The sequence below is a fragment of the Kitasatospora sp. NPDC093102 genome (genome assembly GCF_040683915.1).
In the GTDB taxonomy this organism is placed as follows: Bacteria; Actinomycetota; Actinomycetes; order Streptomycetales; family Streptomycetaceae; genus Kitasatospora.
In genome coordinates this window covers 51,927-64,826 of record NZ_JBFBFA010000018.1, presented here as the reverse complement: position 1 = coordinate 64,826, position 12,900 = coordinate 51,927, and the positions used below count along the sequence as shown (strand labels likewise).

Annotated in this window: 8 protein-coding genes; 1 reads left to right on the top strand and 7 read right to left on the bottom strand. The window is 73.4% G+C overall.

What is annotated here, in order from left to right; all coding sequences use genetic code 11:
• Positions 1-102: 102 nt before the first annotated feature.
• The gene (locus AB0O11_RS22745; protein WP_363390054.1) at positions 103-1,110 is read right to left on the bottom strand and encodes a cytochrome c oxidase assembly protein; all 1,008 of its coding nucleotides are present in this window, start codon (positions 1,108-1,110) and stop codon (positions 103-105) included.
• Between the two features lie 201 nt (positions 1,111-1,311).
• Here AB0O11_RS22745 and AB0O11_RS22740 point away from each other — a divergent pair, with 201 nt between their 5' ends.
• A complete protein-coding gene (locus AB0O11_RS22740) occupies positions 1,312-2,265 on the top strand; it encodes an NAD-dependent epimerase/dehydratase family protein (RefSeq protein ID WP_363389884.1) in 954 nt (317 codons plus the stop codon).
• 225 nt (positions 2,266-2,490) lie between these two features.
• On the opposite strand, the gene AB0O11_RS22735 is transcribed toward AB0O11_RS22740, so the two are convergent.
• The 6 genes from AB0O11_RS22735 to AB0O11_RS22710 all read right to left on the bottom strand — a co-directional run bounded on the left by AB0O11_RS22735 (position 2,491) and on the right by AB0O11_RS22710 (position 12,642).
• On the bottom strand, positions 2,491-6,144 hold the full coding sequence (locus AB0O11_RS22735; protein WP_363389881.1) for a hypothetical protein: 3,654 nt from the start codon (positions 6,142-6,144) through the stop codon (positions 2,491-2,493).
• Between the two features lie 992 nt (positions 6,145-7,136).
• The gene (locus AB0O11_RS22730; RefSeq protein ID WP_363389879.1) at positions 7,137-8,132 is read right to left on the bottom strand and encodes a 2-hydroxyacid dehydrogenase; all 996 of its coding nucleotides are present in this window, start codon (positions 8,130-8,132) and stop codon (positions 7,137-7,139) included.
• 135 nt (positions 8,133-8,267) lie between these two features.
• Positions 8,268-9,293, bottom strand: a complete 1,026-nt coding sequence (locus AB0O11_RS22725; protein WP_153465032.1) for a 6-phosphofructokinase — start codon at positions 9,291-9,293, stop codon at positions 8,268-8,270.
• Positions 9,294-9,644: 351 nt separating this feature from the next.
• On the bottom strand, positions 9,645-10,373 hold the full coding sequence (locus AB0O11_RS22720; RefSeq protein ID WP_363389877.1) for a glutamine amidotransferase: 729 nt from the start codon (positions 10,371-10,373) through the stop codon (positions 9,645-9,647).
• A 46-nt stretch (positions 10,374-10,419) separates the two neighbouring features.
• Positions 10,420-11,682, bottom strand: coding sequence for a MurT ligase domain-containing protein (locus tag AB0O11_RS22715; protein ID WP_224281748.1), 1,263 nt, complete (start codon positions 11,680-11,682; stop codon positions 10,420-10,422).
• A 261-nt stretch (positions 11,683-11,943) separates the two neighbouring features.
• Positions 11,944-12,642, bottom strand: a complete 699-nt coding sequence (locus AB0O11_RS22710; RefSeq protein ID WP_363389874.1) for a GNAT family N-acetyltransferase — start codon at positions 12,640-12,642, stop codon at positions 11,944-11,946.
• Positions 12,643-12,900 lie beyond the last annotated feature (258 nt).

Below are 12,900 nucleotides of genomic sequence, written 5' to 3'. Positions count from 1 at the left end.
GGAACGACCGTTCCGTCGTGGGCCGCACACGGCGGAACCCCCGTTCCGGAGGTGGAACGGGGGTTCACGGGAAGGGGGGTTCCGTGGAGGGCGGCGGCGGCCTCAGCCGGCGTCGGCCGCCGGGGCGGCACCGGTGACCGGGGCGGCCGGGGCCGCGCCCGCGCGCCGGTCGCGCTTGTGCAGGGAGGCCAGGTAGGCGTTGTACGCCTCCAGCTCGGCGTCGCCGGAGCGTTCCTCGGCACGGTCGGTGCGGCGGGCCTGGCGCTGCTCGGAGCCCATCCACTGGTAGACCAGTGCGATCAGCACGATCGCGGTCGGGATCTCGCCGAACGCCCAGGTGATGCCGCCGGCCAGCTTCTGATCCTCCAGCAGGTTCGTGCCGGGCGGCGAGCCCTCCGCGGTGAAGGTGGTGACCAGCGGGTGGCCGGCCATCATCACCGCCACGCCGAAGAAGGCGTGGAACGGCATCCCCATGAACAGCTCGATGATCCGCATCACGTGGCCGGGGCGGTGCGGGCCCGGGTCCACGCCCATGATCGGCCAGAAGAAGGCCAGGCCGGTGAACAGGAAGTGCACCATCATGAAGATGTGCCCGAGGCGGTACTGCATCAGGAAGTCGAACAGCGGGGTGAAGTAGACCCCGTACAGGCTCGCGATGAACATCGGGATGGTGAACGCCGGGTGCGAGATGATCCGGACGTACCGGCTGTGCAGCAGCGCCACCAGCAGCTCGCGCGGCCCGCGCGGACGGCCCTTGCCGGCCGGGCGCAGCGCCCGCAGCGCCAGCGTGATCGGGGCGCCGAGCAGCAGCAGGATCGGCGTCAGCATGGAGAGCACCATGTGCTGGATCATGTGCGCGCTGAACAGCACCATGCCGTAGTCGTTCAGCCCGGTGCAGGTGACCAGCAGCATGCTGGCGACACCCGTTGCCCAGCCGACCATCCGGCCGATCGGCCAGCGGTCGCCACGCCTGTACAGCCGCACCACGCCCGCCGCGTACAGCCCCAGCACGACCAGGCCGCCGAGCAGGAACACCCAGTCCGGGGACCAGGTCCAGACGTTCGACAAGGTGAACGGGCCTAGCTGGGTCATCCCGCCGTGGTGGTGCATTCCTGACATTCCGTCGCCCATCGGCGGGTCCTGCTTTCCGTCCTCGTGGTCCCTGGTGCGGGTCCGGTTCGCCCGTTTTGCTTGACATACAGCCTAGGTGGGCCTTACCTCGGGCCACCCCCCGCCCCCTCCGTACGGGTGCCTCCCCACCGGGGCGCCTCCTGGCTAGACTGACCGGCCGGTCGGCAGGGAGGCTCGGAGATGGCGGCGGAACACGGACCCGCGGCGCGCCCCACGGTCGCGCTGACCGGGGCGACAGGCTTCATCGGCTCCGCCGTGCTGGCGGCCCTCGCGGCGCGCGGCGTCCCGGTGCGCGCCCTGGTCCGCAAGCCGCCGCAGAGCGCCGTACCCGGCACCGCCTGGGTGCCGGGCGACCTCGCCGACCCGGTGGCGCTCACGGAGCTCTGTACCGGCGCCGGGGCGCTGGTGCACCTCGCCTCCCGGGTCGACGGCGGCGCCGAGGAGTGCGAGGCGGTGAACGACCGGGGCACCGCCGCGCTGGTGGCGGCCGCCACCCGTGCCGGGGTGCGGCGGATCGTCCACCTCTCCACCGCGGCGGTCTACGGCGAGGGCCCGCACGCGGGCATCGAGGTGGACGAGGCGCCGCCCGCCCCGGTGTCCGAGGCCAGCCGCACCCGGCTGCTCGGCGAGCGCCACGCGCTGGCGGTCGGCGGGTACGTGCTGCGCCCCGGGCTGGTGACCGGGACCGGCGACCGCTGGGTGGTGCCCGCGCTGGCCGAGCTGGTCCGCCGGGTGCCGGTCCGCTGGGAGGGCGGCAGTGCCCGGCTCTCGATGGTGGACCGCACCGACCTGGCCCGGCTGATCACGGTGCTCGCCCTGGACGGGCACGCTGCTGCGCCGGGCGTCCACCACGCCTCGCACCCCGAGCCGGTCCGCGGCGGCGACCTGCTCGCCGCTCTGGCCGCCCTCGGCCTGCTGTCCGCCCCGGACGGCCCGGCCGTGCCCTGGGAGGAGTGCCGTCGGCTGTTGGCCGTCGCGCCCGGCCGGGTCTCCGAGCGGCAGTTCGGCCTGATCGCCCGCGATCACTGGTACCGCAGCGAGCGGATCTGGCGGCTCGCCGCCTGCCCGCCCGGTCCGGGCCCGGTGGCCCGGCTCCCGGAGGCCGTCGCCTGGTACCGGGAGGCGCTGGGTTAGGCCTGCGGCGCGGCCGGGACCAGGGCGTTCTCGTTGCTGCGGCCGGCGGCGAAGCCGTCGATGCCGCGGGCCGTGGTGTCGATGATCCGGCCGACGGGGTGCGGGTGAAGTCAGAGCCGCCCGTGCACGTACGGTCGCCGTCGACCGCACAGCGTGTCCGCCGAAACGGCGCCGCCGTGCCGCCCGGGGATCGGGCGGCACGGCGGCGTTCGGGGCGGTGCGGGATCAGGCCGTGAAGTAGCCGTTCAGGTCGGCGATCACGTGCGTGTCACCCCACTGGTTGAAGAGTGACACCCGGCCGTCCACCACCGGGACGACGACCAGGTTGGCCCTGGTCTGCCCGGCCGTGAAGGTGAGGTTCGCCGCGTCCGGGCGGGCGGTCCCGTGCGGGTAGACGGTCAGTCGGCTGTCCGCCGTCGGCTCGGTGACCGTGACGTTCAGGACCACGGCGGTCACACCGGTGGCCGGCACGCCCTCGATCGCGGTCACCGGCACGCTGAGGACGCCGCCGGGGCCCACCGTCCCGGCCCGGGCGCCGACACCCTTGCGGGTGTCCAGCAGCCGAACCGGGGTGGTCGGGGAGAAGGCCGAGCCGGAGTCCCCGTAGTAGCCGGTGACGTCGGCGGTCAGGTCGACCGAGCCTGCTTCGTTGCGCAGGTCGACCTTCCCGTTCACCACCGGCACCGTCACCAGGTTGGAGACGGTGTGCCCGGTCCCGAAGTTGAGGTTGGACACGCCCGGAAGCGGCCCGCCGTCGGGGTAGACCGTGACCCAGCCCGGTTCGGTCGGGTCCACGGCCGTGACGTTCATGACGACCGCCGTGACCCCGGTCGCCGGGACACCGTTCACACCCGCCACCTGAAGCTCGACCACGCCGCCCGGGCCGACCCGCTGCGCGGGGGCGCCGGTGCCGTCCCGGGTGTCCAGGAAACGGGCCGGAGTGATCGGGGAGAAGGCCGAGCCGGTGGCCGCGTCGGTGTAGTAGCCGGTGACGTCGGCGGTCAGGTCGACCGAGCCTGCTTCGTTGCGCAGGTCGACCTTCCCGTTCACCACCGGCACCGTCACCAGGTTCGGGACGGTGTGCCCGGTCCCGAAGTTGAGGTTGGACACGCCCGGAAGCGGCCCGCCGTCGGGGTAGACCGTGACCCAGCCCGGTTCGGTCGGGTCCACGGCCGTGACGTTCATGACGACCGCCGTGACCCCGGTCGCCGGGACACCGTTCACACCCGCCACCTGAAGCTCGACCACGCCGCCCGGGCCGACCCGCTGCGCGGGGGCGCCGGTGCCGTCCCGGGTGTCCAGGAAGCGGGCCGGAGTGATCGGGACGAACCGGCTCCTGGCCGGGGCGGTGGCGGCGGTGACGGTGAAGGCGTCGGGGAGCGAGACCCCGTAGACGCCGTCGAGCTCGATGCCGTAACTGCCCGGCGCCAGGCCGTTGGTGTCGAGCAGCACGTCGAGCGCGGTGCCGTCGGCGTTCACGGAGAGCGTCGACAGCAGCGGCCAGCTGGAGGAGCCGTTGCCCACCAGCTTGGCCCTGCTGCCCAGGGTGAGCCCCTTGCCCCGGATCACGGCCTGGACCCTCGTCCCGGCGGCGCCGCTGGACGGGCTGACCGAGGTCAGGGCCGTCTGCGGCCGCGGTACCGGGCAGGCGGAGTCGCAGGTGCCCTGCATGCTGTACTCGACCGGTGTGCCCGCCGTGACGCTGCTCAGCACCAGTACGGCCTGCTCGGCCTGCGAGTCGGACAGGCACCGGCCCCCGAAGGTCCCGTAGTTGGAGATGCACTGGTAGCCGGAGTAGTCGTCCCACCGGGAGCCCCGCATCAGGCCCAGCCACGGGATGTCGTTCATCCCGGTGGCGCTGCTGGTGCCGACCACGTTGAAGGACTGGTTGGCCTTCATGTCGACCACCGCGCAGTAGCCGGTCGAGTCGTCGGTGAACACCCCGCTGCGCTGCGGGAAGCCCTCGACGGCGATCGGGTTCGTGGTGCACTCGGGCGCCCAGCCCTCGGCCGTCTGGAACTTCCAGGCGTCGACCCTGGTGTGGATCGGCTTGCCCTGGTACCCGGAGGCGAGCACGACCGCGGTGTACGAGCCCGTGCCGGTGAGCTTGCAGGCGGTGCCGAACTGGGTGCAGAGCCACTTGCCCTCGGTGTCGACGACGCTGAGCAGTGCGTTCTTGCCGTTCGGGCCGTCCGAGGTCCGGACGCCCAGCGTGTACTTGTCGCTGCTCGCGGCGGTGATCCGGACGCAGCGGGCGTCCAGCGCCGAGGTCAGGTCGAAGGAGGTGCCGGGGCCGCCGACCTTGGTCGAGGCCGGGGTCAGGCAGTTCCCGCTCGGCGAGATGTCGTGCCGGACGAGCTTGTACGTGTCCGGCCCGCCCCAGCCGTTCAGCAGCGCGGTGTACGGGGCGCCGGCGGCCAGTCGGCAGGTCTTGGCCGAGTTCCCGTACGAGACCGCCGTGCAGACCGGGGTACCGGCGGCGTCGACCACCGTCACCTCGGCGTTGAGCTGGTTCTTGATGTTGGTGTAGTCGACCAGTTCGAGGGTGGAGTGCCGGTCCGCGGGCAGGCTCAGGCAGGCCTGCGGTGCGGCCGCGGTCAGCGGGACCTCGGCGCCCCAGGTGCCGTCGAACCCGCTCTGCGGCCAGGCGGTGCAGCCGTCGGTCACCTCGGTCCGGTGGACCACCAGCCCGTAGGCCTTGGACGGCGTTCCGGTCAGCACCGCGCGGAACGGGGCGGTGCCGGTCAGCTTGCAGGTGGTGGACGAGCCGCCGCTGATCTCGCACTGCTTGGCGCCCGAGGCGTCGAGAACCTGGGCATTGACCGGCGCGCCGTCGGCGGGCGGCCGGTTGAGCAGGTGGACGCCCTTTCCGGAGGCGGTCGGCAGGGACAGGCAGAGTTGCTGGCCGGGCCCGTCGAAGGTGCCCGTGGCCGGGCCGGCCGTCAGGCCGGTGTCGTTGGTGGCGACGCAGCCCCTGGTCTCCTTGGCCGAGTGGAAGGCCATGCCGAACGCGCCGACCGAGGTGGCGTACGCGTCGACGGCCCAGGTGTAGTCACCAGGTGTCAGGTCGCAGGCGCCCTGGTAGCAGAGTCCGCCCTTCGGGGTGCCGTCGGCTGCGAGCAGCCCGCCGGAGACGGAGCCGTCGTTCTGGACGACCGGGCCGAAGTCGTACCTCGCGGACTCCGGGACGCGCAGGGTGCGGCACCGGGCGGCGGAGGTCGGGTCCGGGGAGACACCGAACGCCTGGGGCTCGACCAGCGTGCAGCCCTCCGGGTGGGAGAGCCGCGCCGCGAAGAAGTCGTACGCCAGGGCCTCGCCGTTGTAGCGCTGGACGGTGATCCGGAACGGTGCGGTGCCGGTGAGCCGGCAGTCGGGGTAGACCCACCGGCCGCAGACCTGGGCGCCCGTGGCGTCGTAGACGACGACGGTGCCGCGCTGGACCGCGGAACCGGTGCGGAGCATGTCGCCGGCGACGAGGTCGTTCGCCTGGTAGCAGTCACCGGCCGAACCGAGTGCCAGCGAGCCCTGGAAGACGGCCGGGGCGCCCAGGGCGAGGTCGGCGGCGCTCACCGTCCGGCAGGCCGCGGTGGACAGCAGCGGCAGGTACGACACCGCGAGACCGGTCGCCGAACCGGTGACGGTGCCGACCTTCAGCGTGTACGTGCCCGCCTGGGTGGTGGCGCACCGCAGGGCCTTGTTGCTGCCCCAGCTCGGGCCGACCGGGTCGTCGCAGCTCACGATGGTGCTGTCCGGTGCGACCACGGTCGGGGTGATCGATCCCTGGGCGGCGACGATCTGCACGAGCAGCAGGTCCTTCTGCTGCGGCAGGGTGAGGCTGAAGACGGCGGTCGCGCTCTGGTCGAGGGTGCAGCTCGCCACCGTGCCGGGCTGCAGCTCCGTCGGGCACGGGCCGTTCGAGGCGGCCTGCTGGAGCTCGCGGGCGGCGGCTCCTCGGTCGGCCTTCCGGTCCGGCGCGGCGGCCGTGGTGCCCGCGGTCGCGGTCGGGCTCGGGTCAGCGGTCGGGCTCGGGTTCTGGCTCGGCTTCGCGGTCGGGCTCGGGTCAGCGGCCGGGCTCGGGTCAGCGGTCGGGCTCGGGTTCTGGCTCGGCTTCGCAGTCGGACTCGGGTCAGCGGTCGGACTCGGCTTCGAGCTCTGGTCCGCCGGAGCGCCCGCCTGCGGCGCGGCGGCCGCCGTAGGCGGTGCCCCCACGGCCTGGGCCGGTGCGGCCTGGCCCACCAGCGAGGCCAGAACGGCCAGCAGGAGAGCCCCGGAGGCGGCTGCGCGGCCGCCTCCACCTCGCTTCCGTCGTACTCGTCTGCCGATCGGCAGCACGTTCATCCATTCCCCCCATGTTGGGCAGGTCGCGCTCACGGAAAGACCACACATGTGATCGAGCGGGCGGAGTCTAGCGAGGCGCATACGCACGGTGCCATCGGATTCCGGAACTCCGACCAGACCGTCCCGCACCCCAGCTGACGATGGATCAGGGGCCTCCGGCGGGAGGGCGGCAGGACCGTGGGTTCGGATGCGGCCCGTGAGGGCGCGAGGTCGGCGAGGGTGTCGTCACCGTCGCGTTGGCGGGACGTCGGCGCGTGTTCCGCGGATGGGCTGTGCCGGTTCCGACCCCGAAAGTGCCCGGACGACGCTGGGCGGGTTCCACTTCCTCGGCCTGGGCTCCGTGCTCCGACACGGACTGCCGGGTCCCGGAGGCGTGCGGCGCCCTGGGAAGGGGGCCCCGGGCCCCGGCAGGACGGTCGGCGGTGCGGCCCGGCGAGGCGTCGGCCGTCCGTCGCCGCCGGACGTCCTTCGCCCGCTGTGGCCGGCGGGCCTCACGGTCCGTGAACGCCGGGACGACCCGGCTCCTCGCGGGGTCAGGCCTTCGGTACCAGGGTGTTCTCGTTGCGGTGGCCGGCGGCGTAGTCGTCGATGTTGCGGGCGGTGGCGTCGATGATCTGGCCGACGGCGGTGCGGGTGAAGTAGGCCTGGTGGCTGGTGACGAGGACCTGGGGGAAGGTGACGAGGCGGGCGAGGGTGTCGTCGGTGATGCCCTGGATGGAGCGGTCGGTGAAGAAGACGCCGGTCTCCTCCTCGTAGACGTCGAGGCCGACGCCGGAGAGGCGTCCGGCGCGCAGCGTCTCGACCAGGGCGAGGCTGTCGACGAGGCCGCCGCGGCTGGAGTTGATGAGGATGGCGTCGTCCTTCATCCGGGCGAGGGCGGCCCCGTCGATGAGGTGATGGGTGGCGGGGAGGAGGGGGACGTGAAGGCTCACCAGGTCGGCGCGGGTGAGGAGTTCGGGCAGCTCGGTGTACGTCATGCCGAGGTCCAGGCAGGCCGGGTTCTGCGCGATGTCCCAGCCGAGCAGTTCGGTGCCGAAGCCGGCCGCGATCCGGGCGAAGCACTCGCCGATCTTGCCGGTGCCGATCACGCCGACGGTCATGCCGTGGACGTCCCGTCCGAGCAGGCCGTCGAGGCGGAAGTCGAACTCGCGGGTGCGGTTGGCGGCGCGGTTGAGGCGGCGGTTGACGGCCAGGGCGAGGGCCCACGCGTGCTCGGCGACGGAGTACGGGCTGTAGTGGGAGACCCGGGCGACGGTGAGGCCGAGCTCGGCGGCGGCGTCGAGGTCGATGTTGTTGAAGCCGGTGGAGCGCTGGGCGATGAGTTTGGTGCCGCCCGCCGCCAGGACCGTGAGGGTCTCGGCGTCCAGGACGGCGTTGACGCTGCTGCTGACGGCCGGGTAGCCGGCGGCGAGTGGGGCGGTGTCGCGGTTGAGGAACACGTCCAGGCAGCGCAGCCCGTGCCGGCCGGCGAAGGCCTGCTCCAGCAGCGGCCGCTCGTCGGCCTGCACTCCGTACGCGAGGATCTCCATGCCCGGTCCCTCCAGTCGGCTCCTGCGGCCACGCTAGCGGGCGGGGCCGGGCGCGGGCCACCGGACGTCCCGGACGTGCGCAGGCCCCCGGAGCGCGCGGTGCGGTCCGGGGGCCTGCGGGAGGGCGGAGGGCGGTCAGATGACCGTCTCGGCCTCCAGGTAGCGCTCCTGTGGCACGGTCTTCAGCTCGGCGACCGCCTCGGCCAGCGGCACCAGGTTGATGTTGGTTCCCTGCAGCGCGGTGATGTGTCCGAAGGCGCCCTTGTGGACGGCCTCGACGGCGTGCCAGCCGAAGCGGGTGGCGAGCACCCGGTCGTAGGCGGTGGGGGTGCCGCCGCGCTGGGTGTGGCCGAGGATCACCGGGCGGGCCTCCTTGCCGAGGCGGTGCTCCAGTTCGCGGGAGAGCTGGGTGGCGATGCCGGTGAACCGCTCGTGGCCGTAGATGTCCTTGGTGCCCTCCTCCCAGTGCATGGTGCCGGGCTCGGGCTTGGCGCCCTCGGCGCAGACCACGATGGCGAACTTCTTCTGCCGGTCGAAGCGCTCGCGGACGACGGCGGTGAGCTTCTCGATGTGGAACGGGCGCTCCGGGACGACGATGGCGTGCGCGCCGGCCGCCATGCCCGCGTTCAGCGCGATCCAGCCGGTGTGCCGGCCCATGACCTCGACGACCATGACCCGCTGGTGGGACTCGGCGGTGGTCTTCAGCCGGTCCAGCGCCTCGGTGGCCACCGAGACGGCGGTGTCGAAGCCGAAGGTCACGTCGGTGGCGGCGATGTCGTTGTCGATGGTCTTCGGCACGCCGACGATCGGCAGGCCCGCGTCGCTCATCAGCTTGGCGGCCTTCAGGGTGCCCTCGCCGCCGATCGGGATGACCGCGTCCAGACCGAGGTCGGAGCAGTACTTCCTGGCCCGCTCGACGCCGTCCCGCAGGTGGCTCGGCTGGACCCGGGAGGAACCGAGGATGGTGCCGCCCTGGGCCAGGATGCCGCTCACCGAGTCCAGGGTCAGGGGGCGGTGGTGGCCCTCCAGGAATCCGCGCCACCCGTCCTCGAACCCGATGATCTCGTCGCCGTGGTCGACCACCCCCCGGTGGACCACGGAGCGGATCACCGCGTTCAGGCCGGGGCAGTCACCGCCGCTGGTCAGCACTCCGATACGCATTAGCTTTGCAACTCCCGAGCAGAACCGAGGAACGGCCGGACTACAGGCTGGGACGACGAGCCGACACCGTCACGGGGCGCTCCCGCACCGTGGTGGCGGGGAGGCGGCCGTGGGGTGAAGGACCGGCCGATCCGGACAGAACGCCCGAAAACGGCCGTGAAGTCGAGCATACGGCCCCTGGTCCGGCCGGGCAGGAGCCGACGCGGGAGCGGCGCCGTCGGCGCCCCCGCGCGGAATTGCAGCCTGCTGCCGAGGAGGGTGTGCAGTAGGCAGCCCCATTGTGGTACTTCCGGGGCCGCCCGCGGACCGGGTGACCGCATGGCGGGCACCCGACCGGGGCGTACGGGTGTACTACTGGGGGCGCGTCGCGGCCGCGATGCGCTCGGCGCGCAGCGCGTCGTACCAGGTGGTGTCGGCCGGCGGCAGGGCGCTGACGTCCAGCGCCAGCTTGAGCAGCATGTCGGCCACGGCGGGGTTGCGGGCCAGCACCGGGCCGTGCAGGTAGGTGCCGAACACGGTGTCCCGCCAGGCGCCCTCGGTGCCGTCACCGGTGCCGTTGCCCCGGCCGACGGAGACGTTCGCGAACGGCTGGACGCCCTGGCCGAGGTGGGTGACGCCCTGGTGGTTCTCGAAGCCGGTCAGCTGCGGCAGGCCGAGCCGGGGGTCGACGTCGGCGAGCACGTCGCCGACGCAGCGGGCGCCCTCGCCGCGGGTGGTCCAGACGTCGAGCAGGCCCAGGCCCGGCTCGCGCTCGCCGAGGTCGTTGATGAACTCGTGGCCCATGATCTGGAAGCCGGCGCAGACGCCGAAGATGATCGCGCCGTTCTCGGCGGCCCGCACCAGGCCGCTGTCGGCGCGCAGCCGCTCGGCGGCCAGGCGCTGCGGGCGGTCCTCGCCGCCGCCGATCAGGTAGATGTCGCCGCTGGTGGGGATCGCCTGGTCGGAGCGGACGTCGATCCGGGTCACGTTGAGGCGGCGCTGGCGGGCACGGCGCTCCACGACCAGGGCGTTGCCCCGGTCGCCGTAGGTGCTGAGCAGGTCCGGGTAGACCCAGACCACGCGCAGGCTGCTCTCACTCATCCTCGAAGGCCTTCCGTCACGTAAAGACTGGTGTGCGGGCGCGGCATCAGCCGGCCACGACCTTCCGCAGCTGCTGGAAGGCGGTGTAGTTGGCGATGGCCTCGATCCGGCCGGGCGGGGCCATCCGGACGGCCTGTTCCAGGGTGTCGACCACGTGGAACTGGAGCCCGGCGACCTCCAGGCGGACCGCCAGGTCCAGCTTGCGCTGGCCCATCACGAAGACCGGGTGCCCGGCGAGGCGCTCGTAGTCGACGTCCCACAGCCAGGAGGTGTCGGTGCCGTCGGCGTCGAGGGCGTTGACGGAGAGGATCACCGGAGCGGGCGGGCCGTCGATCAGCGAGAAGGTCTCCAGCCAGCCGGCCGGGTTCTTGGCCAGCAGCAGGCGGATGTCCCGGCCCTGGTACTGGACCACGTCGTAGCGGCCGGCCACGGCGGCCACCGAGCGCATCCGCTCCAGGGCGACCTGCGGGGCGACGCCGAACACGGCGGCGACGGCGGCCGAGCTGGTGGCGTTGGCCAGGTTGGCCCGGCCGGGCAGCTGGAGCTGGATGGGCCAGGCGCCGCGCTGCGGGTCGATCACGTGGGTGCCCTGGAGCGCCCAGTGCGGGTTGGGACGGCGGAAGCCGCAGTCCTGGCAGAACCAGTCGTCGCCGGGCCGCTGCATCACACCGCCGCAGGCGGGGCAGGACCAGGCGTCCTCCTTCCAGGCCTGTCCGGCGGCCACCCAGACCACCTTCTTGCAGGAGGAGGCGGCCCAGGTCACCAGCGGGTCGTCGGCGTTGGCGATGACCACGGCCTCGGTGTTCTGGAGGCCCTCGCGCCACTTCTCGGCCATCATCCGGGTCTCGGCGGCGCGGTCGAGCTGGTCGCGGGAGAGGTTGAGCAGGGCGATCGCCTTGGGGCGGGTGTCGCGGGCGACCGTCGCCAGGTACTTCTCGTCGACCTCGATCACGCCGAAGCGGGCGTCCGTGCCGCCGGCCAGGGCGGAGGTGATGCCGGCGGGCATGTTGGCGCCCAGGGCGTTGGAGACCACCGGGCCCGCGGCGCGCAGCGCCTCGGCGATCAGGCGGGTGGTGGTGGTCTTGCCGTTGGTCGCGCTGACCAGGACGACGTCCAGGTGGTCGGCGAGGGTGGCGAGCAGGTCGGGGTCGAGCTTGAGGGCGACCTTGCCGCCGATCACCGAGCCGCTCCCGCGCCCGGCCTTGCGCGACACGGCGGCGGCGACCCGGCCGGCGGTGACCGCGATCTTGGCGCGGGCCGGCAGCGAGGCGTCGCGTGCGCCTGTGGGCTCCGATTCGGTGCCTGCCATGCTCAGTGGTTCCTCCTTGCTGCGGCACCGCCTGCGACCGGATAACGGGCCGTCGGGCGGCGGGGACGGGGGTCAGCCTACCGACTCCGTCGCCCGACCGGACGATCCGGACCCCGCGCCGCCTGCTGCGACGCGTTCGCGGGTGCTGCTGAGGGCCCGTCAAGGAGGGCGGTGTACGGAGCGACCCCTTACTGCTTGACGACGCTCCGCGGGTACCGCCGGGTTCCCGAGCCGCCCGGTAAGGATCTGGTGAAGAAACGATCAGTGGTCCGGATGGTGGGTGCAGCCGGCCGGATTCCCGGCGGCCAGCGTGGCGGTGATCACCAGGGTGCCGTCGTCGGCCCGGAAGTCCAGCGGTGCGTCCAGCCGTCGCATCGCGGCGATCAGCCCGGTGTTGGTGCCGTGGGTCACCGCGTAGACCGTCCGGACGCCTGCCGCCCGGGCCGTCGCCGACAGCCGCCGCAGCAACGCCAGGCCCAGCCCGCGCCGCTGCCAGGCGTCCTCGACCAGGACGGCCAGCTCGGCCTCGCCGTCGTCCCACATCAGGTGCCCGAGCGCGACGATCCGCCCGTCCGGGGCGGTCACCGCGAGGCTGCGGCCGTGCCGGGGGTCCAGCAGGTGGTCCAGGTAGCGGCCGGCGTCGCGGACCGGGCCGTGGTAGCGCAGTCGCAGCGCGGCGGGGGAGCAGCGGCCGTGCATCGCCAGCGCCGCCGCCCGGTCGGCAGGCCCGGCCGGACGCAGCAGCAGCCCGGTCCCGTCCGGCAGGGACAGCCGGGACGGGGCCTCCGGTGCCTGGCCGGCGGTGCGGGTGGCGGACGGGTGCGGCCGGACGGTCCGGTACGGGCCGCCGGTGAGCGCGGGCAGCCGGGTGGCCTGGCCCTCGGGCGCCGCGCACCTGCGGCCGGACCTGCGGAAGGGCCGGTGCCAGAGCCGTTCGGGGCGCGTGCGTGATGCCTTCATGCCGCCGACGCTACCGACGGTGCGCTTCCGTTCGGTTACGTGATCGTGAACGTGCGAATGCCCCGCGTCGCGGCCGGGCGGTGGGGCGCCGGGCGGGACGGGCCGTCGAGGGCGGCACCGGCTGCTCCGCCGCCCCGCCCGCCCTCGCCCAGCCCGCCGCCGCCGAGCACAACGGACCCAGGACACCCGGGGAGGCCGCCGCCTGCCACCAGGTGATCGGCGCCCTGTTCGGCGGTTTCGGGCCGGTGCTCGCGAACT

Bases quoted from the DNA above. Each gene is read 5' to 3' on its own strand.
- AB0O11_RS22745 (WP_363390054.1), bottom strand. From the start codon at position 1,110: ATGCACCACCACGGCGGGATGACCCAGCTAGGCCCGTTCACCTTGTCG.
- AB0O11_RS22740 (WP_363389884.1), top strand. From the start codon at position 1,312: ATGGCGGCGGAACACGGACCCGCGGCGCGCCCCACGGTCGCGCTGACC.
- AB0O11_RS22730 (WP_363389879.1), bottom strand. From the start codon at position 8,132: ATGGAGATCCTCGCGTACGGAGTGCAGGCCGACGAGCGGCCGCTGCTG.
- AB0O11_RS22725 (WP_153465032.1), bottom strand. From the start codon at position 9,293: ATGCGTATCGGAGTGCTGACCAGCGGCGGTGACTGCCCCGGCCTGAAC.
- AB0O11_RS22720 (WP_363389877.1), bottom strand. From the start codon at position 10,373: ATGAGTGAGAGCAGCCTGCGCGTGGTCTGGGTCTACCCGGACCTGCTC.
- AB0O11_RS22715 (WP_224281748.1), bottom strand. From the start codon at position 11,682: ATGGCAGGCACCGAATCGGAGCCCACAGGCGCACGCGACGCCTCGCTG.
- AB0O11_RS22710 (WP_363389874.1), bottom strand. From the start codon at position 12,642: ATGAAGGCATCACGCACGCGCCCCGAACGGCTCTGGCACCGGCCCTTC.